20 protein-coding genes are annotated in these 23,554 nt (G+C 71.4%); 14 read left to right on the top strand and 6 right to left on the bottom strand.

Going from position 1 to position 23,554, the window contains the following annotated elements; translation table 11 throughout:
* The first annotated feature begins 76 nt into the window (after positions 1–76).
* From Pth03_RS15270 to Pth03_RS15235, 8 genes are all read left to right on the top strand, one after another.
* Positions 77–1,429 (top strand): FAD-binding oxidoreductase, encoded by a 1,353-nt coding sequence (locus tag Pth03_RS15270; RefSeq protein WP_239119059.1) that lies wholly within the window; start codon positions 77–79, stop codon positions 1,427–1,429.
* Positions 1,430–1,537: 108 nt separating this feature from the next.
* Positions 1,538–3,133 carry an acyl-CoA carboxylase subunit beta gene (locus Pth03_RS15265; protein ID WP_203944924.1) on the top strand — a complete coding sequence of 532 codons (1,596 nt, stop codon included), beginning with the start codon at positions 1,538–1,540 and terminating at the stop codon, positions 3,131–3,133.
* A gap of 137 nt (positions 3,134–3,270) precedes the next feature.
* A complete protein-coding gene (locus Pth03_RS15260; RefSeq protein ID WP_203944923.1) occupies positions 3,271–5,304 on the top strand; it encodes an ATP-binding protein in 2,034 nt (677 codons plus the stop codon).
* A 41-nt stretch (positions 5,305–5,345) separates the two neighbouring features.
* Positions 5,346–6,107, top strand: coding sequence for an enoyl-CoA hydratase-related protein (locus Pth03_RS15255; protein WP_203944922.1), 762 nt, complete (start codon positions 5,346–5,348; stop codon positions 6,105–6,107).
* Positions 6,100–7,872: an acyclic terpene utilization AtuA family protein gene (locus Pth03_RS15250; RefSeq protein ID WP_203944921.1), complete on the top strand. Its 1,773-nt coding sequence runs from the start codon at positions 6,100–6,102 to the stop codon at positions 7,870–7,872. Before Pth03_RS15255 ends, Pth03_RS15250 begins: the two co-directional genes overlap by 8 nt.
* Positions 7,873–7,970: 98 nt before the next feature.
* Positions 7,971–8,177 carry a hypothetical protein gene (locus Pth03_RS15245; RefSeq protein WP_203944920.1) on the top strand — a complete coding sequence of 69 codons (207 nt, stop codon included), beginning with the start codon at positions 7,971–7,973 and terminating at the stop codon, positions 8,175–8,177.
* A gap of 68 nt (positions 8,178–8,245) precedes the next feature.
* A complete protein-coding gene (locus Pth03_RS15240; RefSeq protein WP_203944919.1) occupies positions 8,246–9,097 on the top strand; it encodes a helix-turn-helix domain-containing protein in 852 nt (283 codons plus the stop codon).
* A gap of 70 nt (positions 9,098–9,167) precedes the next feature.
* Positions 9,168–9,425: a hypothetical protein gene (locus Pth03_RS15235; protein ID WP_203944918.1), complete on the top strand. Its 258-nt coding sequence runs from the start codon at positions 9,168–9,170 to the stop codon at positions 9,423–9,425.
* Between the two features lie 6 nt (positions 9,426–9,431).
* Here Pth03_RS15235 and Pth03_RS15230 read toward each other — a convergent pair whose 3' ends face one another.
* Both Pth03_RS15230 and Pth03_RS15225 read right to left on the bottom strand, forming a co-directional pair.
* Positions 9,432–11,345, bottom strand: a complete 1,914-nt coding sequence (locus Pth03_RS15230) for a glycosyltransferase family 39 protein (protein WP_203944917.1) — start codon at positions 11,343–11,345, stop codon at positions 9,432–9,434.
* Between the two features lie 111 nt (positions 11,346–11,456).
* On the bottom strand, positions 11,457–12,998 hold the full coding sequence (locus Pth03_RS15225) for a phytoene desaturase family protein (protein ID WP_203944916.1): 1,542 nt from the start codon (positions 12,996–12,998) through the stop codon (positions 11,457–11,459).
* Between the two features lie 111 nt (positions 12,999–13,109).
* On the opposite strand from Pth03_RS15225, the gene Pth03_RS15220 reads away from it, so the two are divergent.
* From Pth03_RS15220 to Pth03_RS15210, 3 genes are read left to right on the top strand one after another with little or no spacing between them, the layout of a single operon-like run.
* Complete coding sequence (locus Pth03_RS15220; protein ID WP_239119058.1) at positions 13,110–14,015, top strand: pseudouridine-5'-phosphate glycosidase; 906 nt, start codon at positions 13,110–13,112, stop codon at positions 14,013–14,015.
* Positions 14,015–14,941 (top strand): carbohydrate kinase family protein, encoded by a 927-nt coding sequence (locus Pth03_RS15215; protein WP_203944914.1) that lies wholly within the window; start codon positions 14,015–14,017, stop codon positions 14,939–14,941. Before Pth03_RS15220 ends, Pth03_RS15215 begins: the two co-directional genes overlap by 1 nt.
* A gap of 50 nt (positions 14,942–14,991) precedes the next feature.
* Positions 14,992–16,944 carry a hypothetical protein gene (locus tag Pth03_RS15210; RefSeq protein WP_203944913.1) on the top strand — a complete coding sequence of 651 codons (1,953 nt, stop codon included), beginning with the start codon at positions 14,992–14,994 and terminating at the stop codon, positions 16,942–16,944.
* A 47-nt stretch (positions 16,945–16,991) separates the two neighbouring features.
* On the opposite strand, the gene Pth03_RS15205 is transcribed toward Pth03_RS15210, so the two are convergent.
* A complete protein-coding gene (locus Pth03_RS15205; protein WP_203944912.1) occupies positions 16,992–17,600 on the bottom strand; it encodes a TIGR04222 domain-containing membrane protein in 609 nt (202 codons plus the stop codon).
* Between the two features lie 395 nt (positions 17,601–17,995).
* Between Pth03_RS15205 and Pth03_RS15200 the strand changes: the two genes are divergently transcribed.
* On the top strand, positions 17,996–18,685 hold the full coding sequence (locus Pth03_RS15200) for a hemerythrin domain-containing protein (protein ID WP_203944911.1): 690 nt from the start codon (positions 17,996–17,998) through the stop codon (positions 18,683–18,685).
* Positions 18,686–18,864: 179 nt separating this feature from the next.
* Here the strand turns inward: Pth03_RS15200 and Pth03_RS15195 are convergent, their stop codons facing one another.
* Together Pth03_RS15195 and Pth03_RS15190 are read right to left on the bottom strand one after the other, a co-directional pair.
* Positions 18,865–19,704, bottom strand: a complete 840-nt coding sequence (locus tag Pth03_RS15195; RefSeq protein ID WP_203944910.1) for a helix-turn-helix transcriptional regulator — start codon at positions 19,702–19,704, stop codon at positions 18,865–18,867.
* 7 nt (positions 19,705–19,711) lie between these two features.
* Positions 19,712–20,755 carry an aldo/keto reductase gene (locus Pth03_RS15190; protein ID WP_239119057.1) on the bottom strand — a complete coding sequence of 348 codons (1,044 nt, stop codon included), beginning with the start codon at positions 20,753–20,755 and terminating at the stop codon, positions 19,712–19,714.
* Positions 20,756–20,941: 186 nt separating this feature from the next.
* On the opposite strand from Pth03_RS15190, the gene Pth03_RS15185 reads away from it, so the two are divergent.
* Positions 20,942–21,925, top strand: coding sequence for an AraC family transcriptional regulator (locus tag Pth03_RS15185; RefSeq protein WP_203944909.1), 984 nt, complete (start codon positions 20,942–20,944; stop codon positions 21,923–21,925).
* Positions 21,926–21,988: 63 nt separating this feature from the next.
* On the opposite strand, the gene Pth03_RS15180 is transcribed toward Pth03_RS15185, so the two are convergent.
* The gene (locus Pth03_RS15180; RefSeq protein ID WP_203944908.1) at positions 21,989–22,426 is read right to left on the bottom strand and encodes a GNAT family N-acetyltransferase; all 438 of its coding nucleotides are present in this window, start codon (positions 22,424–22,426) and stop codon (positions 21,989–21,991) included.
* Positions 22,427–22,483: 57 nt separating this feature from the next.
* Here Pth03_RS15180 and Pth03_RS15175 point away from each other — a divergent pair, with 57 nt between their 5' ends.
* On the top strand, positions 22,484–23,551 hold the full coding sequence (locus Pth03_RS15175) for a YhaZ family DNA alkylation repair protein (RefSeq protein ID WP_203944907.1): 1,068 nt from the start codon (positions 22,484–22,486) through the stop codon (positions 23,549–23,551).
* Positions 23,552–23,554 lie beyond the last annotated feature (3 nt).

The raw sequence follows: 23,554 nt of genomic DNA, 5'->3' as shown, positions 1-23,554 counted from the left end.
TAAAGGTTGTCAAATCGTGATCTTCGGCGAAATTGGGGGTTACCACCGATTTGTCAGCCGGCCGTACAGTCCAGATGTGAATGACCGCATCTCCGACCACCTCGCCGATCTCGTCGCCGCATTGCCCGACGGGCGGGTGCTGACCGACCCCGACGTGGTGGACTCCTACGCGAGGGACCGCACCTTCGTGGCGCCGGGGAAAGCCCTGGCCGTCATCCTCGCGCGATCTCGGGACGATGTGGTCACGACACTCCGGTGGGCGAGCGCGCAACGGGTGCCCGTCGTGCCGCGTGGCGCGGGAACCGGCCTGGCCGGGGGCGCGACCTCCGTCGACGGATGCCTCGTCCTGTCGCTGGCCGGGATGACGCGCATCCGCGAGCTGTCGCCGGACGACGAGATCGCGGTCGTGGAGCCCGGGGTGATCACCGCCGACCTCGACCGGGCGGCCCGCGAGCACGGGCTGATGTACGCGCCCGACCCCTCGTCGCATGAGATCTCGACGATCGGCGGGAACCTCGCCACCAACGCGGGCGGGCTGCGGTGCGTGAAGTACGGCGTGACCCGCGACTCGGCGCTGGGCCTGGAGGTCGTGCTGGCCGACGGGCGGGTGCTCGACACCGGCCGCAGGACCATGAAGGGCGTCACCGGATACGACCTGACCGGCCTGTTCGTCGGCTCGGAGGGCACGCTCGGCGTCATCACCGCCGCCACGGTGCGACTGCACCGCGTGCCCGGGCAGGTCGCGACCGTGGCCGCCGAGTTCACCTCCCTACGGGACGCGGCCTCCGCGGTGTCGGCGATCATCGCCGCCGGGTGCCGGCCGTCGCTGCTGGAGCTGATGGACCGCACCACGCTGGAGGCCATCGACTCCTGGAAGAACATCGGCCTGGAGCCCGCCACGCGGGCGATGCTCATCGCGCAGGCGGAGGGCCCGGCCCAGGAGATCGCCGCCCTGTGCTCGGCGGCGTCGTTCGTCGCGGAGGCCTCGACGTCCGAGGAGGCGGCCGAGCTGATCGGCGTCCGGCGCCTCGCCTACGACGCCAAGGAGCGCCTCGGGCAGTGCCTCGTCGAGGACGTCTGCGTGCCGCGGTCGGCCCTGCCCGACATGATCTCCGCGATCGAGGACGCCGCGTCCCGGCACGGCGTGACCATCGCGACCGTCGCGCACGCCGGCGACGGCAACCTGCATCCCGTGTTCATCTTCGAGCGCGGCCTCGCGGAACCGCCGGCGGAGGTCTGGGCCGCCGCCGACGAGGTGTTCCGCACGGCGCTGGACCTCGGCGGGACGCTGACCGGAGAGCACGGCGTCGGCGTTCTCAAGCGGCGGTGGCTGGGCCTGGAGATCGGACCGGTCGCCACCGAGATCCACCAGGGCATCAAGCAGGTGTTCGACCCACTCAACATCCTTAATCCGGGAAAGGCGATCTGAATCCGGCTATCGGCGGGTAAGGTACCTCCAGTGATCGTTAGCCCAAGCCGCCGATCACCGATGGAAGCGGAGTAACGGAAAGACGGCGGTGAACTCGGTGACGATGCCATGACCATCCTCGGCAGCCGCCTGGACACCTCCTCCCCCGAGTACGGCTCCCGCCGCGAGGCCATGCTGGCCAAACTCGCCGAGCTGGACGCCGAGCACGCCAAGGCGGTGGCGGGAGGCGGGCCCAAATACGTGGAGCGGCACCGCGAGCGGGGCAAGCTGCTCGCGCGCGAGCGCATCGAGCTGCTGATCGACCCCGACTCCCCGTTTCTTGAGCTGTCGCCGCTGGCCGCCTGGGGCAGCGACTTCCCCGTGGGCGCGAGCGTGGTCACCGGGATCGGCGTCATCGAGGGCGTCGAATGCGTGATCGCGGCCAACGACCCGACCGTACGGGGCGGCTCGTCGAACCCATGGACGATGCGCAAAACGCTGCGCGCCGCCGACGTCGCGCTGCAGAACCGCCTGCCGTTCGTCAACCTGGTCGAGTCGGGAGGGGCCGACCTTCCGACGCAGAAGGAGATCTTCATCCCGGGTGGCCGGATATTTCGTGATCTGACGCGGTTGTCCGCTGCGGGCATCCCCACGATCGCGCTGGTCTTCGGCAACTCCACCGCCGGAGGCGCGTACGTGCCCGGCATGAGCGACTACGTCGTCATGGTGAAGGAACAGGCCAAGGTCTTCCTCGGTGGGCCGCCCCTGGTGAAGATGGCGACCGGCGAGGAGTCCGACGACGAGTCGCTCGGCGGCGCCGAGATGCACGCGCGCACCTCCGGCCTGGCCGACTACCTGGCGGCCGACGAGCATGACGCGCTCAGGACGGGCCGCCGGATCATCAGGCGGCTCAACTGGCGCAAGGCCGGGCGCCCCGCTCTCGCGTCCGCCGCCCCGCGCCACGACCAGGACGAACTGCTGGGCATCGTCCCGGAGGATCTGAAGATCCCGTTCGACCCGCGCGAGGTCATCGCCCGGGTCGCCGACGGCAGCGACTTCGACGAGTTCAAGCCCCTCTACGGCGCGAGCCTGGTGACCGGCTGGGCGTCCGTCCACGGCCACCCCGTCGGGATCCTCGCCAACGCGCGCGGCGTGCTGTTCGGCGAGGAGGCCCAGAAGGCGGCCCAGTTCATCCAGCTCGCCAACCAGACGCGCACACCCCTGGTGTTCCTGCAGAACACGACGGGCTACATGGTCGGCAAGGACTACGAGCAGGCCGGCATCATCAAGCACGGCGCCATGATGATCAATGCGGTGTCCAACTCGACGGTGCCGCACATCACGATCGTCATGGGCGCCTCCTACGGCGCGGGCAACTACGGGATGTGCGGGCGGGCCTACGACCCGAGGTTCCTGTTCTCCTGGCCGAGCGCCAAGTCGGCCGTCATGGGACCGGCGCAGCTGGCCGGCGTCCTGTCGATCGTCGGCAGGGCCTCCGCCGAGTCGCGCGGCCAGGTCTACGACGAGGAGGCCGACGCGGCGATGCGGCAGATGGTGGAGGCGCAGATCGAGGCCGAGTCGCTGCCGTTCTTCCTGTCCGGCCGTCTCTACGACGACGGGGTGATCGACCCGCGCGACACCCGCACGGTCCTCGGGTTCTGCCTGTCGGCCATCGGCAACGCTCCCGCGGCCGAGCCCGCGGGCTACGGCGTCTTCCGGATGTGAAATCGCATGATCACGAATGACGTCGCCGCAGGCCGGCACGGTGATCCCCGAACTCCTGCACGATCACGAACGAGATCGCCGCAGGTCACGGGGCATATGCTCGAACTTCTGCATGATCACGGGGAGGTGTTGGCGGGATGATCCGGCGGTTGCTCGTGGCCAACCGGGGGGAGATCGCGCGCCGGGTCTTCCGGACCTGCCAGGAACTCGGGATCGAGACGGTCGCCGTCTTCACCGACGCCGACGCGTCCGCGCCGCACGTGGCCGAGGCCGACCACGCCGTACGGCTCGGCGATCCCCGGGCCTATCTCGACCCGGGCAGGATCGTCGAGGCCGCGCGGCGGTCGGGGGCCGACGCGGTCCATCCGGGATACGGCTTCCTGTCGGAGAACGCCACGTTCGCGCAGGCGGTGATCGACGCGGGCCTGACCTGGATCGGCCCCTCCCCCGAGGCCATCGCCGCCATGGGCTCCAAGATCGAGGCGAAGGCGCTGATGGCGGAGGCCGGCGTGCCGGTCCTGCCCAGCATCGCCCTGCCCGACGCTCCGGCACCCGCCCCCGCTCCGGGCGAGGCCACACCGGAGGAGCCGGCCTTGCACGAGGCACAGGCCGGGCCCGTGCCTCCCGCGCCGGGACTGCCCGACATGCCCCTGCTGGTCAAGGCGTCGGCGGGCGGCGGCGGCCGGGGCATGCGCGTGGTGTACAACCAGAGCGAGCTGGCCGGCGCGGTCGAGTCCGCCCGCCGGGAGGCGCTCGCGGCGTTCGCCGACGGCACCGTCTTCGTCGAGCCTCTCCTGGAGCGTGCCCGCCATGTCGAGGTGCAGGTCCTCGCCGACTCCCACGGCACGGTCTGGGCGCTCGGCGAGCGCGAGTGCTCGGTCCAGCGCCGCCACCAGAAGGTCATCGAGGAGGCCCCCTCCCCCGCCGTCTCCCCCGAGGTGCGCAGGGAGCTGTGCGACGCCGCCGTCCGGGCCGCCAAGGCGATCGGCTACGTGGGCGCGGGCACGGTGGAGTTCCTGCTCGGCGAGGGCGGTTTCTTCTTTCTGGAGATGAACACCCGGCTCCAGGTCGAGCACCCGGTGACCGAATGCGTCTACGGCGTCGACCTCGTGCGGCTCCAGCTGGAGATCGCCGAGGGCGCGCAGCTGGCCGCGTTGCCGCCGAGCCCGGTCGGCCACGCCATCGAGGTGCGCCTGTACGCCGAGGACCCGGCCAGGGGCTGGCTCCCGCAAAGCGGCGTGCTGCACCTGTTCGAGGTTCCCGGCGTCGACGCCGAGTTCCGGCTGGGCGGCCGGCTCAGGCTCGACTCGGGCGTGGTGACCGGGGACGAGGTCGGCGTCCACTACGACCCGATGCTGGCCAAGGTCATCTCCTTCGGCGAGACCCGCGCGGAGGCGGCCAGGCGCCTGGCCTCCGCCCTCGCCCGCACCCGCATCCACGGGCTCACGACCAACCGCGACCTGCTGGTCTCGGTGTTGCGTCATCCCGACTTCCTGTCCGGGGCGATCGACACGAGCTTCCTCGACCGCCAGCCGGTGTTCACGCCGCTCGCGGGCGCCGCGGCCGTACGGATCTCGGCCCTGGCGGCGGCGCTCGCCGGGGCGGCGGCCAACCGCGCCTCCGCGCCGGTGCTGGCCGGCCTGCCCGGGGGATGGCGCAACGTCGTGTCCCAGCCCCAGCGCGCCGCCTTCGACGGCGAGAGGGGCGAGCGCGTGGAGGTGGCCTACCGTCTCACCCGCGACGGCCTGGCCGCGGAGGGCTTCGACGGGGTCACGCTGGTTTCCGCCGACCCCGGCCGGGTCGTCCTGGAGTCGGGAGCCGTACGGCACGCCTTCGACGTGGCCGCCTACCCGGGGGTCCTGCACGTCGACTCCGCCCTCGGCCCGGTACGGCTGACCCCGGTGGAGCGGCTGCCGGAACCGGTGGAACGGCATGTGCCGGGGTCGCTGCCCGCGCCCATGCCCGGCACGGTGCTGCGGGTCGAGGTCGCGAAGGGCGACACGGTGACCGCCGGGCAGCCGGTCGTCGTGCTGGAGGCGATGAAGATGGAGCATCAGATCGTCTCCCCGGCGACAGGCGTGTTGTCGGTTCTCAACGTGACGCCCGGCCTGCAGGTCGAGGCGGGAGCCGTACTGGCCGTGATCGAGGAACAGGCGGCGGCCGAGCAGTAGGCGGCCGGCGCCAGGCAGGCCAGGCAGGCAGGGAGGGTGCGATGGATCCGCTCGTGCGCCGCGAGGAGGCGGGTGGCGTGGCCACGATCACGCTCGACTCGCTGCACAACCGCAACGCGTTGTCCGCGCGGCTGCTCCAGGAGCTCGACGACGCCCTGACGTGGGCCATCGAGGAGCCCGCCGTGCGGGTCGCGGTGCTGACCGGCACGGGCCCGGTGTTCTGCTCCGGAGCCGACCTGAAGGAGCAGCGGAGCGGCGCTCCGGTGACGACGTCGCTGCCCGACGTTCTGAGCCTGATCTGGGAGAGCCCCAAGCCGGTGATCTGCCGGCTGAACGGCACGGCCCGGGCGGGCGGGCTGGGCCTGGTCGCCGCGTGCGACTTCGCGATCGCCCCGGAGGCGGCGTCGTTCGCGTTCACGGAGGTGCGGCTGGGCGTGGCGCCCGCGATGATCTCGGTGACCTGCCTGCGCAGGATGGACCCGCGGGCGGCGGCGGAGTACTTCCTGACCGGCGAGGTCTTCACCGCGTCGCGGGCCGCCGAGATCGGCCTGCTGACGCGGGCCGTTCCGGAGGATGAGCTCGACGCGACGGTGGCGCACTACGCCGGCATGCTGCTGCGCGGCGCGCCCGAGGCGCTGGCCGTCACCAAGCGGCTGGTGCGCGAGGTTCCGCAGGTGCCGGTGGACGAGGGGTTCCGCCTGATGGCGGACCTGTCGGCCCGGAGGTTCGCCTCCGAGGAGGCGCAGGAGGGCATCCGCGCCTTCATGGAGAAGCGGCCGGCCTCATGGGTGCCCCATGACTGAGACGGCGAGCACCGTGCTCCGCGTGGCCAACTGCAGCGGCTTCTACGGCGACCGCCTGTCGGCCGCGCGGGAGATGGTCGAGGGCGGCCCCATCGACGTGCTCACCGGCGACTGGCTGGCCGAGCTGACGATGATGATCCTCGCGGGCGACCGGCTCAAAGGCCGCCCCGGGTACGCGCGCACGTTCCTCACCCAGATGGAGCAGGTCCTCGGCACCTGCCTCGACCGCGGAATCAAGATCGTCTCCAACGCGGGCGGGCTCGACCCGCGGGCGTGCGCCGAGGCCGTCTCCGAGCTCGCCGCCCGGCTGGGCCTGCGCGCCTCGATCGCCCATGTGACCGGCGACGACCTCATGCCTCTGGCCGGGCCCGTCGTCAACGCCGACACGGCCGAGACGCTGACCGCCACGCCGATCACCGCCAACGCCTACCTCGGCGGCCGGCCGATCGCGGTGGCGCTCGAACACGGCGCCGACGTCGTCGTCACCGGCCGGGTCACCGACGCTGCGCTGGTGACGGGCCCCGGCATGTGGTTCCACGGCTGGGGGCCCGGCGACCTCGACGCGCTCGCCGGCTCGGTCGTGGCCGGGCACATCGTCGAGTGCGGCTGCCAGGCGACGGGCGGCAACTACGCCTTCTTCGGCGAGGTGCCCGACCTTGCCCACTGCGGCTTCCCGATCGCGGAGCTGCGGGCCGACGGCTCCAGCGTGATCACCAAGCATCCCGGCACGGGCGGGCTCGTGTCGGTCGGCACCGTCACGGCGCAACTGCTGTACGAGATCGGCTCGCCGCGCTACCTGGGCCCGGACGTGACGGCCAGGTTCGACACCGTCCAGTTGGAGCAGGAGGGACCCGACCGGGTGCTGGTCACCGGCGTGCGCGGGGAGGCCCCGCCCCCCACGCTGAAGGTGGCGGTCAATCACCTCGGCGGCTACCGCAACACGATGACGCTGGTGCTGACCGGCCTCGACATCGAGGCGAAGGCCCGGATCGCCGAGGAGGCGATCTGGGCGCGCGTGCCCAAGGACTCCTTCGAGCACGTGCACGTGGAGCTCACCCCGATGGGCTCCCCGTCCCCGGCGGAGCAGACCGCGCTGCTGCGCATCACCGTGATGGACGCCGACCGGCGCACGGCCGGGCGGGCCTTCTCCTCGGCCGTGGTCGAGACGGGGCTGGCGAGCTATCCCGGCTTCTACGGCCTCACTCCCCCAGGCGACGCCTCGCCGTACGGGGTCTACTGGCCGGCGCTCGTGGACGCGGCGGCCGTGCAGGCCGTGGTGACGGTGGACGGCACGAGCATCGAGGTGGCGCGCCCCCCGGCCCCTGATGTCACCGAGGCCGTCTCCGTGGAGACCGGGCCCTCCGTGGAGACCGGGCCGCCGCCGTACGGCGGGGACCTCACAAAGGGCGGGACAGCGCCGCTCGGAACTGCGCCGCTCGGGACGGTGGCGGGCGCCCGGTCGGGCGACAAGGGCGGCAACGCCAACCTGGGCGTCTGGGTCCGCACGGCCGAGGAGTTCGCGTGGCTGCGCGCCTTCCTCACCGAGGATCGGCTGAGGGAGCTGCTGCCGGAGACCGGCGACCTGCCGATCGACCGGTTCGAGCTGCCGAACCTGCACGCGCTCAACTTCGTGGTGCGCGGCCTGCTCGGCCGCGGCGTCGCGGCGAGTCCCTTGCTGGACGCTCAGGCCAAGGCGCTCGGGGAACGGCTCAGAGCGGTTCCCGTCCCCATTCCAGACTTCATGACAAACAGCAATATTTCCTGAAATCCCCATACACCGGAAACACGAGTCGATCTAAAATTGCGCGCAATTGCTCCCCTGCGTAAAGGGCGGGCATCTGAATCGGCGGGGGAAGGACAGCAATGCGACTGCGGTTCCTCGGGTCGACCTCGGAGGCCGGGGCGTGCCCCTCTCTCTACGAGACCGATCGCGGCACGATCGTCGTGCAGGGCCTCGAGCTCGTCGACGGGGAGGCACGCGCCGACCTGCTGCACGTGCTCGACGGGGAGACCGCCGTGGAGGTCCCCCGCGAGCTGCTCGTCGAGATCGCCCGGCGGGTGCTCGGCTGATCATGATTAGGGACTTCCCTATGGCTTGAGCCACTCCGGCGGGGCTACGTTTACGGCCGGAGGTGGACGTGAGCAGTTTCCAGCAGGCCCGCATCGACCTCGGCGTCCAGCTGCGACAGCTCCGGGAGACCGCTCACCTGTCGGGCAAGGATCTGGCCGAGCATCTCGGGTGGCAGCCGTCCAAGGTGTCCCGCATCGAGAACGCCCGGCAGACGGCCACCGAAGACGACGTCGTCCTGTGGGCCCAGGCCGTACGCGCCGCTCCGGCGACGGTCGACGGCCTGATCGAGCAGGCGGTCGGGCTGATGGCCCAGCAGGACACCTGGCGGCAGCGGCACAAGGGCGGGCTCGCCGCGCTCCAGGAGGAGATCAGGGACCTGGAGTCGCGCACCCGGGTGCTGCGGGCCTTCGAGCCCGGTGTGGTGATCGGGCTGCTGCAGACGGCCGAATACGCCCGGCACATCTTCAGCAAGGTCCGTCGGCTGTACGAGACGACCGACGACATCGACGCCGCCATCCGGGTGCGCATGCAGCGGCAGGAGATCCTCTACGACCCCGCCCGCAGATTCCGCTTCGTCATGCCGGAGGCGGTGCTGCGCTATCGCCTGGCCCCCCTCGACGTCATGCGCGGGCAGCTCGACCGGCTGCTCGCGGTGACGACGCTGCCCAACGTCGAGTTCGGGATCATCCCCTTCGAGGCGCCTCTGCCGTCCGCGCTGGTGAACTCGTTCTACATCTACAACGACTCCATCGTGGGGGTGGCGACCAGGACCAAGGACCTGCTGCTCCGCGACGCGGACGACGTCGCGTTCTATGCCCAGTCGTTCGAGGAGTTCTGCGAGGTGGCGGCCTTCCGCGAGGCGGCCAGGGCGCTCATCGTCGGCATCATCGAGGATTTCGAGAAACAATCGCCGGACTGATCGCGGCAATTGCTTGATGGGCCCTTCCGCAGCGTGCAATCCTGTGCACCTGAACGGGAGGTGACCGGTGATGGTCGATACGGTTTCCGGCATCCAGGAGTTCGCCTCCGCCGCCCGGCGGCACATCGATCTGTCTGTCCGAGTCGTCCCCGGCCCGCCTCTCCAGGTCCTGGTCCGTAACCGCTTCAGCGAGACGCTGCGCGAGACGGTGACCTGCTCCGAGGAGGGCGCCTTCGTCACCTCGTGGGGCTACCGTCTGGGCACGGTCGACAACGTGCGGGACGCCGCCGCCCGGCTGGCCTATCTCATGGCCGCCCTGCCCGCCTGAGCGCCCTCACCCGATCCGGTACAACGTGCCTCCGGAGGCGTAGCCGTACTCCGAGGGGTGCACGGGCGTCCCGTGGGCGGTGATCCAGCCGGTGAGCTCGGGGCTCAGGCCGCCCCTGCCGCCCCTTCCGGTGACGCGCGGGCCGGTCGCGTCACCGACCAGGACGTATCTCAGGTTCCCGGTTGAGGCGTACTCCTCCAGTTTGCCGACGGTCATGGCGGGGTCGCGCCCGCTGAACCCGCCCATCGCCATGACCGGTCTGCCCGTGGACAAGATGGCCGACGACGCGGTGTGCGCGCTCGCGACCGCCACCAGCCAGGTCGCGCCGCCCTGGTTGCGCTCCAGGTAACCGATCATCGGCTGTGCCAGGCCGCCCCGCCGCATCCAGGGCATCGAACGCGCCAGCGCCGACGGCTGCGCCTGCCCGCGGAACATGCCCCATTGCCCTCCCCAGGAGCCGGCCCTGGGGCCCGCCGTGGGGTCGCCGCCCCGGACGGGCGAGATCAACGGCGTGAGGGCGTAGGCGGCGGGCCCGGCCAGGCAGCAGAAGGCGGTGGCCAGCGCGGTGACCGCCCCGAGCCGTCTCCTGGCGCGCACGCGCACGCCGAACACCAGGCGCGGCCGCATGATCAGGCCGAGCACCGCGACGGCGGCCGCGCCCGCGACCGCCCACGACAGCCAGGGCACGAAGTCGGGCGTACGGCGCAGCACGGCGGACGACCACGCTCCGGTGCCGCCCACCCCGGCCGCCGCCACCCATATCCAGAAGCGCGAGTGCTGGCAGGCCCGCCAGACCAGGACGCCGCCGACGCCGACCAGTGCGGCCACCGCCGGGGCCATCGCGGTCGTGTAATACGGATGGAACGTGCCGCGGGAGAAGCTGAACACGGCGAAGTGGACCACGAGCCAGCACCCCCACAACACCAGCGCCCCCTGGACGGCGGAGCGGCGTCCGGCGAGCACGAGCCCGGCGACGAGCAGGAGGGCGGCGAGCGGCAGGAGCCAGGAGATCTGGCCCGCCATGGTGGCGTTGAAGAGCCGCCCGGCGCCCGGCGTGCCGCCGAACCCGCCGAACCCGCGCAGCCCTTCGAACCCGGGGAGGCCTCTCGCGGTCTCCGCGCGCTCGGCGATCCTGCCGAGGCCGTTGTAGCCGACCACCAGGTTCCAGACGCTGTTGTCCGTGCTGCCCCCGATGTAGGGGCGCGAGGAGGCGGGCCACCGGTCGACCAGGACCACCCACCACACGCTCGACACGACGAGCACGGCTCCCGCCGCGAGCAGGTGCCGCACCCGCCTGGCCAGGCCGCCGCGTGCCACGCACAGGTAGGCGAGGCCGAGGGCGGGCACGGCCAGGTAGGCCTGCAGCATCTTGGCGTTGAACGCCAGCCCGACGAAGACCGCGGCGGCCAGCAGCGCCGCCAGGCGGCCGGTCCTGACCGCCTCCAGGCAGAGCCACGCCGCCGTGACGAGCAGCAGCACCAGGATCGCGTCGGGGTTGTTGTCTCGGGTGATGGCCACGGTGATCGGCGTCAGCGTCATCACCAGGGCCGCGATCAGCGCCGCCGTACGGGCGTGGGCGCCGGTGAGGGATCGGCGCACCGCGGAGTGGACCACCGCGACCGAGGCAACCCCGGCGGCGGCCTGCGGCAGCAGCATGCTCCACGGGCCGAACCCGAAGATCCGCGCGGACAGGCCCATCACCCACAGGGCCAGCGGCGGCTTGTCGACGGTGATGTACGACCCGGCGTCGAGCGCGCCGAAGAAAAACGCCTTCCAGCTCTGCGTCCCCGAATAGACGGCGGCGGCGTAGTACTCGTTGGCCTGGCCGTTGCGCCCGAGTTCCCAGGCGTACAGCACGGCCGCGAGGGCGAGCACACCCCAGAAGGCGGGCCTCGCCCAGCGTGGCGTCTCCTCGTGCATGGCGTCTCCTTCCTGACGGCCCCAGGGGCCAGTGTCAGGACGGGCGAGCGCGCGGGCACGGGAGGCGACGCCGCGAGCAGGACGACTCCTTACGACGATATTGCCGGTAAATCAGGCGAGAACGGCCATTGCCGCGTTGTGCCCGGGGATGCCGCTGACGCCGCCGCCGCGCCGGGCGCCCGCGCCGCACAGCAGGACGCGCTCATGCGCCGTCTCGACACCCCACGGCCCCTCGCCGGCCGACTCGGCGAAAGGCCACGACAGGTCGCGGTGGAAGATGTGGCCGCCCGGCAGCCCGGCGTCGCGTTCCAGGTCGGCGGGGATCTTGACCTCCAGGCAGGGCTCCCCGGAGGGGTCGCGCAGCAGGCAGCCCTCGATCGGCTCGGCCAGCACGCGGTCGACCGACGCGAGCGTGCGCCGCAGCGCCTCTTCACGAGCCTCTTCACGGGCCCCCGGGTCCTGGAAGAGCCGGGCGGGCATGTGCAGCCCGAACAACGTCATCGTCTGCGCGCCCGACTCCCGCAGCGACGGCCCGAGGATCGACGGGTCGGTGAGGGAGTGGCAGTAGACCTCCACGGGCGGCAGGTCGGGGATGCGCCCGGCCGCCGCCTGCGCGTGCGCGGCGGCGAGCTGGTCGCGGCCCTCGTTGATGTGGAAGGTGCCGCTGAACGCCTCCACCGGGTCGACCGCGCCGTCCTTCAGCCGGGGCAGACGCGACAGCACCATGTTGATTTTCAGCTGGGCGCCCTCAGGTGCCTCCCCCGGCTCGCCGAGCAGCCGGGCGAGCACCGCGGGAGGCAGGTTGGCGAGCACCCGTCCGCCGGTCACCACATGCTGTGCGCCATCCCCTGGGCCGTCGGTGAAGGTCACCTCGCCGGTGGCGGGGTCGATGGCCAGCACCTCCGCGCCGGTCCGGATCTCCGCACCCGCGCGGACGGCGATCTCGGCGAGCCCGGTGGTGACCGCGCCCATGCCGCCGACCGGGACGTTCCAGTCGCCGGTGCCGTCTCCGACGACGTGGTAGAGGAAGCACCTATTGGCCAACAGGTCGGTCGCCGGGTCGGCGAAGGTGCCGATGAGGGCGTCGGTGAGCACCACGCCGCGCACCGTGTCGTCGGCGAACCGCTCGTCCACGACCGCGCCGATCGGCCGCTCGAACAGGTCGCGCCAGGCCTCGCCGTCGCCCACGATCGCGCGCATGGCCGTACGGTCGCGGAGCGGCTCGAGCAGGGTCGGCGCCACGCGCCCGGCCACGTGGGCGGTCATCCGGTAGAAGCGCCGCCACGCGTCGAAGTCCGCGTCTCCTCCGGTGACCGCGGCGAACGAGGCGGCGGTACGGCCGGCGTCCTCGTTGTCGACCAGCAGCCCGGTGTCGCCCACGGGCGTGTAGGAGGCGAAGCGGCGGCGGCGCAGCTCCACGCCGAGCCCGAGATCTTTGACGATCTTGGTGGGCAGCAGGCTGACCAGGTAGGAGTAGCGCGACAGCCGCGCGTCGACGCCGGGGAACGGCCGGGCCGAGACGGCGAGGCCGCCGACGTGGCCGAGCCGTTCAAGAACCAGGACCCGCCTGCCCGCCTTCGCCAGGTAGGCGGCGGCGACCAGGCCGTTGTGTCCGGCCCCCGCGATCACGACGTCGTACTGCGACTTGACCATCCAGCATCTCCGCAACATCAGCCGTGCATGTTCACGAAATAGAGGAAGTGCGCGATGGCGGGCACAATATCCCGAAGCGGACATCTTCCGCCAACCCCATACAGGAGAGTCATGCGCACTACCGATGAGGTCGCCTCGGCCATCGCCGAGGGCCGGCCTGTCGTCGCCCTGGAGTCCACCATCATCTCCCACGGCCTGCCGCAGCCCCGCAACCTGCAGGTGGCCCTGGAGCTCGAGGAGACGGTGAGGGAGGCGGGAGCCGTGCCCGCCACGATCGCGGTCCTCGACGGCGTGCCCAGGATCGGGCTCGACAAGGAGGGCCTGGAGCGGATCGCGACCGAGCCCGGCCTGCGCAAGCTCGGCTTCCGCGACCTCGCGCCCGCCGCGGCGCTGGGCCTCAGCGGCGCGACCACCGTGTCCGGCACCTCTTTCCTGGCGGCCCGGGCCGGCATCCGCGTGTTCGCCACGGGCGGGCTCGGCGGTGTGCACCGCGGCTGGACCACCGTGCAGGACGAGTCCGCCGACCTCGACACGCTCAGCCGTACGCGGATCACGGTGGTCTGCGCGGGCGTGAAGTCGATCCTGGACGTGCCCGCGACGCTGCAGCGGCTGGAGACCCGGCAGGTCACGGTGGTCGGCTACCGCACCGACGAGTTCCCCGGGTTCTACCTCCACACCTCCGGCGAGCCCGTCGACTGGCGCATCGAGACGCCCGGCGAGGCGGCCGGCATCATGCGCGCCCAGGACGCCCTCGGCGGCCCGGAGGCGGCGCTGATCGTCGCCAACCCGGTGCCCGTCGCCGAGCAGCTCGACCCTGCCCTGCACGACCGCGTGCTCGCCGAGGCGCTGCGCGCCGCCGACGAGCAGGGCGTCACCGGGCAGGCCATCACACCGTTCCTGCTCGAATACCTCGTGAACGGCACGGGCGGCGCGTCGCTGGAGGCCAACCTGGCCGCCGTGCGCGGCAACGTGCGGCTGGCGAGCGCGATCGCCGCCTCCTGGGCTCAGGGGGCGTAATGGGGGGACTGCTCGTCATCGGCGACGTCGTCACCGATGTCGTGGCGCTGCACGAGCAGCCCCTCGCCACCGGCACGGACACGGACGCCGACATCGTGCTCCGCCCGGGCGGCTCCGGGGCGAACACCGCCTCCTGGGCCGCCCATCTGGGCGCCGACGTGCGCTTCCTCGGCCGCGCCGGCTACGACACCGGCGAATGGCACATCGCCGAGCTGGTCAAGGCCGGGGTGCGCCCGCACGTCCCGATCGACCCCGACCGGCCGACCGCGATCGTCATCGCGATGGTGGACGGCAGCGGGGAGCGGTCCATGCTCACCAACCGGGGCGCCGGCGGGCACATCGGCGTCGCCGACTGGGCGGGCTCCCTGCTCGACGGCGTACGGCACCTGCACGTCTCGGGATACACGCTGTTCGCCGGGCCTGGCCTGGAGCTCGCGCGGCTGGCCATGCGCGAGGCCGCGGCGCGCGGGATCACGATGAGCGTGGATCCCGCCTCCACCGGGCCCCTGCGCGAGTTCGGCCCGGAGCGGTTCCTCCGCGAGACCGCGCCCGCCGGGATCGTCATCCCCAACCTGGAGGAGGCGCTCGTGCTCACCGGGGAGTCCGGCGCCGAGGCGGCCGCCGCATCCCTCAGCGCGTCGTACGGCACGGCGGCGGTGAAGCTCGGGGCCGGTGGCGCGCTCCTCGGGCGTGACGGTCGTGTCGTCGCGCGAGCCGCCGCGACCGAAACCCCCGTGGTCGACTCGACGGGTGCCGGGGACGCCTTCGCGGCCGGATTTCTGGCGGCGCTGCTCGCCGGAATGTCTCCGGAGGAGACTCTGGAAAAAGGTTGTCGGGCGGGTGCGGCGGCAGTCTCCCAGGTGGGAGGCCGACCGGGCTCTGGGAACTTTACCCGATTGACACCAAATGCTCGTTTCCAGCCGTAAGCTGCACCAGTAGCAACACGCGTCACTCTTGGGAGGGTGCGGTCAACGCGATGGACGCCGAGTCAACGATCTGCCTGAGCGATTTGGTTCCGGCCCTCCGCTGGAGCCGTCCTCAGCAGGTGGCCGAAATTCTGGCCGACCCTCGCCTGCCTGGCGGCTGGTGGTCCTCCGTCGCGCTGGGGCGCGCTCTGGAGGTGACCGGTGTTGACTGGCTGTGCGAGCGGCTCGCCCGTCTCTCCGTGACCCGCTGGGATCACCTGACGCTCACCGATCTGCTTCCGGCGCTGACCGTCCACACGGTCGACCCGTCGCTGCCGGGCTGGCCGGAGCCGGTGCAGGCCTCGGTCAAGAGTGCGGGCGGCTGGTTCAGGCTGCGCAGGCTGACCCCGCACGACCTGCAGTCGGCGGGGGCTGCAGCGGCCCCTGAGGCGGTGCTCGCGACACTCTTCCGCGAGATCCTCGCCCATCCGGTGATCAACCCTCAGGCGGGTGCCCAGCAGGCGGCGCCCGCCGTCCCTCCGGTGCCCGCACCTCAGATGCCCGCACCTCAGATACCCGTCCAGCCTGCCGCGCCCGGTGTGCCTGGTGTGCCGCAGGTTGGCGTGCCTGGCATGCCCGCCATGCCTGGCATGCTGCACCCGGGCGTACCGCAGCCCGGCGTACCGGGCGCGCCGCAACCGGCCGCGCCGCACGTGAACGGCCAGCCGCGCAACGGGCAGCCGGTGAACGGCCAGCAGGCGCCGGTGCCGCCGCCCCCGAACGGGCAGGTTCCCGCCCAGCAGCCTCCCCTCCAGCAGGCGCCGGTTCCGCCGGCCCCGGCCCAGCAGGGGCCGGGGTCGCAGGTCCCGCCACAGCAGGCGCCGGTTCCGAACGGGCAGGTCCCCGCCCAGCAGGCTCCGGCGGCCCCCGTACAGCCGCCCGCGTCCCCGCCTCCGCTGCCCGCGGCGCTGGCGAGCGAGCACCCGATGGTGAGCGTCGTCGACGGGCTGTTCCGCGCCTGGGACCCGGTCGCGCGGGCCGTCGCGGTTCACCGCCTGTTCGCCGCCGAGCCCGTCAGCCTGCGCACCCTCGCACACGACCTGAACGTGGACCGCGAGGTCCTGTCGCAGGCGCAGCGCGCCGCCGAGGAGCGTGTGCTCCACTGGCTGCGCTCCACCGAATCCACGGCCCTGACCGGCCACCTGTTCGGCCTGACCGAGTGGCTGGGCGCGGCCGCCACCCAGGAGCAGCTGATCGCCGCCGACAAGTCCCACCCGGTCGAGGTGCCCGCCCTGGGCACGCCGCTGTGGCGGGTCCTGGTCACGCTCATGCCGGACCGCCGCCTCCAGGACGGCTGGCTGGTGGTCGGCGACCTCGCGGGGCTGCGGGACAAGACGCGGCAGCTCCTCGCGAGCAACCCGCCGGACGCCGACGTCGTGCAGTTGCTCGGCCAGCTCGGCATCCGGGCGCACTCGGCCAGAGCCTGGCTGGACTCGATGCCGACCGCTCAGGAACAGCGCGCGTACGTGCCGCCTCCGAGCGCGCCCGCGGAGCCGGCGCAGCCGCTTCCCCGCCGCACGCCGGGAGCCAACGCCCACCAGCGGGGCGGCGTGCCCATCCCCTCGCAGGCGAACAACGGACCCGACGCGGTGACCGCTATGGCCGCGCTCAGCGCGCTGTCGGCGGGCGCGGCGCCGCGGCCGCACCTGGTGCCCGGGCCGCGCGCAACCCCGAGCCCGGCGGCCGACCCCCGCCGATGGCAGCGGATCGACGTGACCAGCGGGCATCTGCGGGGCGAGCCCGTGGCGGTGCCCGAGGGCTACGCCGCCCAGCTGGGCATGCGACCGGGCACGCTGCTGTCGGTCACCGGGCCTGGCGACAACGCGGTCGTGCTGGTCTGGCGGGACAGGCAGCCGGCGTTCGACTCGCTCCAGCCGGTGCTGATGCGCCTGAACGCGCGGCCGGGCGACGCCGTCTACGTCACCGTGGACGGCTACCGCCTCGACGCCCAGCTCACTTCGTGAGCATCTTCCTGCAGTAGGCGGTGGCCACCGTCGGCGGCGCCTCCTCGTTAGTCGCCGCCGCCTCCACCCCCGCCCCCGCCCCCGCCGTCGTATCCTCCGCCATCGCCGTACCCGCCGTAATGCAGAGCGGAACCGTCACCGTCCATCCCTGGGCTGTTCCTGGAGTTGAAGCGGCCCCGCCTGTTCACGTCCAGCGACTCCGGGCGGAGGTCGGGAGCCTCGAAGATACGGCGAAGCGCGGCGTCGCCGATGCCGGCCGCGCCCGCGATCGCCACTCGCCTCAGCCCTTCCTGTTGCTCCGCCGACGCCGTCAACGACCGGCGGAGCCGGCTGCCGCGCACCAGACCGGGCCTGCCGCCGCGGCCGAGCAGACCGGCCTCACGCAACGACCGTCCGACGACCTCCACCGCCGGCGACGTCGCGACCGCGGCCATCGTGGCGCCGAGAGGCCGGCCCGTGCCGGGAATCGCCTCCAGCACCGCCGCCTCGACGGCGTCGCGGGAGTCCCGCCGGTTCACGGTGACACGATGGCGTTGGGGGTAGACGCTCACCCGGCCGTCCTCGAGCAGTGCGATCAGGGCCACCATGGCGACCCTCGTCGGCCCGCCGCATAAAAGAGCGGCCTCATAGAGGCCGAGGTCGTCGAAATCCGTCACGCATCCACCCCGTCGTTAACACTCGCTTGAGCATTAAGTCGTGAAAATTCAGCGTAAGTCATAGCTAATCTTCCGGAAAGCCTCAATTTCCGGCGGGCCGCGAAACGCTCGGCGAAACGATTTCCCTGATACCCGGAGCGGAGCGGCCATCCGGCGGCGAGGACGGCGCCGACGCGCAAGTTCCACAGGAAGCCGTCATGCCGTACACCCGGACCGGCGGAATCACTGCTGCGAGTCACACCGCACCCTGTCCGTTTGACGCGGAATCCTGTCCGAATCACGCGCGACGGTCAACTCCCCTTGTGGCCGCGAAATATCCTCAAACCGGCGATCTCACCATCTAATGTGATCTTTCGCCCCTTATTCGGCACGACAAAGAACATCGGGGTATTACGTTGTCAGGTATCGCCGAGCCGTACTTCGACGGCCGCGAGATGCTCATGATCCACGACATGTTGCGGCGCGAGTTCGGGCTCATGCCCAGCGTGATCCGCGGTGTCGCGGCCGGCGACCGCGAGCGTGCGCAGGTCGTCGCGGGTCACATCCAGGGCATCGCCGCCGTCCTTCACCATCACCACCACGGGGAGGATGAGAACGTCTGGCCGTTCCTTGTGAAGCACGTCCCGGACGAGGTGGCGCCGGTCGTCCGGCTCATGGAAGACCAGCACGAGGTGATCGCGAAGCTGGGGTCGGAGATCGACGCGACCCTCGGCGCCTGGCTCGGCGACCCCACCGCCGAAGCCCGCGAAGTGCTCGCCGACGCCCTCGACCGGTTCCTCCCCCCGCTCAAGGAGCACCTCGGTATCGAGGAGGAATGTGTCGTTCCGCTCATGGAGCAGCACGTCACTGCGACCGAGTGGAACCGCATGATCCAGGCGAGCGCCGCCGAGGTCGACCCGGAGGCCCTTCCGCTCGCGTTCGGCATGTTGATGTACGAAGGCGACCCCGAGATCGTCGACCTCGCCATCTCCAACATGCCGCCGGAGGTCGCCCCCGTCATCAGGCGCGTGGCCGCACAGGCCTTCGCCGCCCACTCCGAACTGATCCACGGGACGTCCACTCCTCCGCGGAGCACCGAACTGTGATCACGGCGGGCGGCGCGCCGTACCGGACACGTGGATGCGATGCCTGACCGGCGCTAGGGACTGGGGACGCTTCCGACCGGTTCCTGTGAACCGTCGTCGGCCCCTGCCGGTTGCTCCTGGCGACGGCGGACCTCAGCGGAGCTCGCGGTGCGGCAGGCGACAGGACCCGCCGAGGGCGGTCAGCCTTCGAAGGACTGGTGGCCCAGGACGTCCAGGAACTCGAAATTCTCCGCGGTGGCCGAGCCGGGCTGCGGCCGGAAGATCACCAGGCGGTGTCCGGTGGTGGAGCTGAGCACGAAATCGCACTGCACGTCCAACTCCCCGGCATGCGGGTGGATCAACTTCTTGCGCGTGGACCGCAGAGGGATGACCTCCATGTCGTCCCAGTAGCGGGAGAACTCCTCGCTTGCTTCGATGAGGTCGGTGATCAGTCGGACGCTGACGGCGTCCTGACCACGGTGAGCGCCGGCGGCGCGCAGGTCCGCCACGTAACCTCGCCCGATCGTCTCGTGTTCCTCGGGCACATTGAGTGCGCGCGACGCCGGATCGGTGAACCAGCGCCAGGTCACGTTCCCCAGGCGATCGTCGCCGTACGCCCATGGACCTACGAGCGCACGGCTGAGGCGGTTCTGCGCGAGCACCGTGGTCAGGTCGTCGACGATGTGCGCGGGCACCGTGGTCAGCGCGTCGAGCAGGAACATCATCGCCGGGTCGACATAGCCGCCGGTCGCGCCCGTTCGGGGCGGTGGGTAGCCGGCCAGCTCGTAGAGATAGTCGCGCTCGTCCACTGACAGCCGCAACGCCCGCGCCAGGCTCGCCAGCAGGGCCTCGGAGGGCCTGGCGTTGCGGGACTGCTCAAGCCGTTCGTAGTAGTCCACGGACACGTCGGCCAGCAGCGCGACCTCCGAGCGGCGCAGGCCGGGCGTCCGGCGGCGGCCGCCGGGCACGAGCCCGACGTCCGCCGGCCGCAGCGCCTCGCGGCGTGCCCTGAGGAAACTGCCCACGTCGCCGTGCTTCACTGTGCACTCACTCCTGGATTGCGCTCATCGCGACCGGCGTGTAGCGCTCGCCCGCCACGGCACCGGCGGGAACCGCTTCGTCGAGCGCCGCGAGCGTCTCGGCGTCCAGCACGAGGTCTGCCGCGGCGACATTGTCTTCCAGATAGACCCGGCGCTTGGTGCCGGGGATCGCGGTCACGCCCTGCGCCAGCACCCATGCCAGCGCCAATCGACCAGGCGCGACACCACGATTGTCGGCGATCGCCAGGACTCTGTCGACCAGCCGGAGGTTGTGCTGCAGGTTCTCCCCGGCGAAGCGGGGCGCCGTACGGCGGAAGTCGCTGTCCGGCAGGTCCTCGACCGATCGCAGACCACCGGTGAGGATTCCGCGTCCCAGGGGCGAGTAGGCCACGAATCCGATGCCCAGCTCCCGGACGACGTCGAGGACGCCGTTGGATTCCACCGTGCGCGTGAACAACGAGTACTCCGTCTGCACCGCGGAGAGCGGCGCGGCGGCGTGAGCGGCCCGGATGCTCTCCGCCGACGCCTCGCTGATCCCCAGATAGCGCACCTTTCCTTCGGCGACCAGCTCTCCCAGGGCGCCGAAGGACTCCTCGACCGGCACATTCGGGTCGACCCGGTGGAGGTAGTACAGATCGATGTGGTCCGTGCCCAGCCGGCGGAGTGATCCTTCGACGGAACGACGCAGATAGTCGGGCCGGCCGTTGGGGCCGCCGACGATCCTGCCCGTCTCGTCGAGGGTCACGCCACCGCCCTTGGTGGCCACTATGACCTGGTCGCGATGGGCCGACACCGCCCGCCCGAGCAGCTCCTCGCCACTGAACGGGCCGTACATGTCCGCGGTGTCGAACATCGATACACCGAGCTCGATCGCCCGATGCACGGTGGCGAGCGCCTCCGTGTCGTCCGGAGTGCCGTACATCGCGGTCATACCCATCGTGCCGAGGCCCTCGACCGAGGTCACCAGGCCCTGGCCGCCGACCGGATGTGTGTTCATGCTCATGGTGTGCTCGTCCACTTTCTCCTGCTGGGCCGCCCGTTCGGCGACCACAGGAGAAGCCTGGAGTCATGGCCTGAACCTTCCAGCGTCTTACTTAGCCCCGTCCTCGCAGGACGACGGTCCACGAGTCGTTCGGTGGGAGGCACATCACAGGACTTTCCGGCCAATATGGCCATTTGTGCCCATATTTTCTGGTGTGTCATGGTTCGCCGTACATCGAAGATCAGATAGCAGGCCGTGGAACACACCTCCTCCCAGCAGGGGACGCCGACCGCCGTCGCCGATTTCGGCGATTCGGTGAATCCCTGCCGCACCGCATTCGAAGAGCTGCAGGTCACCGTGTTGGACGCCGAGGTCAAGGGCAGGCCCGCGCAACGTTACGGGGAGATCGGGCCGATCTGGTTCGGAGACGCGGTCAACGGAGTGGACCTGCGGGTCGAGGGCAGCGTGGAGCGCCCGGGCTACCAGTTCGGCCTTCCGATCAGCGGCCACCTGGAGTCCCGGCTCCGCGGCGTCGACGTGATCGGAACTCCGGGAAAGGCCATACTGTGCCCGCCCGAAGGTGAGGCGTCCTTCACGCGATGGGCCGGTGATTGCCGCCTCTTGTGCGTGGGGTTCGTCAGCGACGCGCTCGAGCGGACCCTCGAAGGCATGCTGGGCCGGCAGGTGACCTCGCACATCGCCCTCGCCCCGAGATTCGACACGACGACCGCCCGCGCCGCCGGTTGGGTGCGGATGCTCCGCACGCTCACTCACGAGGTCGGCTCGCCCGACACCGTCTTCCGGGATCCCCTGGTCGCGCGTCCGCTCATCGAGTCCGTCCTCCGCGGCTTCCTGCTGACGGCGGATCACCCCTATCGCGAGACGCTCGACACGCCGGCCGAGGCGTGCCGCCCGGTCGCGGTGCGCACGGCTATCGAGATCATGGAGGCGGAGCCGGAGGCCCCGCTGACCGTCTCGGCACTCGCCGCACGATGCCGGGTCGGCGTCCGAACGCTGCAGGAGGGGTTCCAGCGCCACGTCGGCATGTCCCCCATGGCCTACCTCCGTGCCGTACGGCTCCGCCGCGCGCACGACGACCTGCGTGCCGCGGACCCGTCCGTGCAGACCGTGGCGTCGATCGCCCGCCGCTGGGGCTTCACCCACCTCGGCCGGTTCGCCGCGGCACACGAGGCGGAATACGGCGTCTCACCGGTTCAGGTCCTGCGCTCACCACGCTGACGACGGTTCCCGTGCATCCCGGGGCTTACGTCACTGTGGACGGCTACCGCCTCGACGCCCAGCTCACTTCGTGAGCATCTTCCTGTAGTAGGTCGCCGACACCTCGAACCCGAGCGCGCCGTAGAACTCGGCGGCGCGCCGGGTCGCGAGGGCGACATAACCGGCGCCCCGGGACCGGGCCCAGCCTTCGAACTCCTCCAGCAGCCTGCGGCCGATGCCGTGCCGGCGGTAGGAGCTGTCGATCATCGCCTCCTCGACCCAGGCGACCCTCCCGTTGGCGAAGAGGGTCAGATGGGCGAATCCCAGCAGATAACCGCGGACCGTCCCGTCGACGGTGGCCACCATCAGCAGCGCCTCATCGTTCTCGAGCAACTGTGGGAAGGCGTCGTCGAAGGCCGCCCGTTCCGGCCGGAAGGTCACCGCGAACTCCCGGGCAAGGGCGAATATCTGGTCAGCATCTGACTTCTCGGCTTTTCGAAGCCGGAGGTCTCCAGACGTCATGAAATGGACTCTAAGCGACGGCGGAAAGTGTCGGTGCCGCCTGGCACCCTGTCCGCTGTGGCACAACCGTTGAAGGAACTGATCAACACCGACTCGGCGCGGGCGCTCGCGGACGGGGTGAGCGCGGCCTGGCCGCCCTTCGAGAGCGAACGCTTCGTCTCCGCGGCGACCGCCGGCCTCGGTGGGATGGAGCTGAAGGATCGGGTGCGGCACGTCTCGGCGGCACTGCACGAGGCCCTGCCGCTGCCGTTCCCCGAGGCGGCCGCCGTGCTCAGGGACGCGGCCGGCCGGGTCCGGCTCGACATGTGGAGCGGTTGGCCGGCGACCGAGTACGTCGCCACACGCGGCGTCGAGCACCTCGACTCCGCGATGGCCACACTGGCCGTCCTCACTCCCCACGCCACCGGCGAGTTCGCCGTCCGGCCGTTCCTCGACCGCTACCGCGACGACGCCCTCAAGATCATGTACGGCTGGGCCGGATCGGGCGACGAGCACCTCAGACGGCTCGCCTCCGAGGGGTCGCGCCCCCGGCTGCCGTGGGGCTCGCGAGTGCGCTGGCTGATGGAGCCGGGCCCCACGCTGCCGATCCTCGACCTGCTGCGCGACGACCCCAGTGAATATGTGCGCCGGTCGGTGGCCAACCACGTCAACGACCTGGCCAAGGATCACCCGGAGACGGCGGTCGGACTGCTTGCCCGGTGGCGGGACGAGGGCGGGTCACACATCGAGCGCGTGGTCCGCCATGCCGTACGAGGCCTGCTGCGTACCGGCCACCCGGGCGCGTTGTCCCTCGTGGGGGCGTCCCACGGCAGCGGTTCGATCGAGTCGCTGGACCTGGCGGCCGAGGTGGCCGTCGGCGGGAGGTTGCCGTTCGCCGTGACCGTCCTGGCCGCCGCGCCGGGGCCTCTGGTGTTGCGGTACGCGGTGAGCCGGGACGGTTCGCGGCGGGTCTTCCATCTCGGGGAGCGGGTGGCCACCGCCGCCGGCGAGCGGTTCACGGTGACGAAGTCCCACTCGTTCCGGCCGGTCACGACCCGGGTCGAGCCTCCCGGCCCTCGCGTGCTGGAGATCCTCGTCAACGGAGCCGTCCGGGCGAGCGCCGGTTTCACCCTCGTAGACGGCTAGTGG

It is taken from the genome of Planotetraspora thailandica (assembly GCF_016863335.1).
Taxonomy (GTDB): Bacteria; Actinomycetota; Actinomycetes; order Streptosporangiales; family Streptosporangiaceae; genus Planotetraspora; species Planotetraspora thailandica.
Note: the sequence above shows the minus strand (reverse complement) of the source record. Positions and strands in the feature narration are given on the sequence as shown.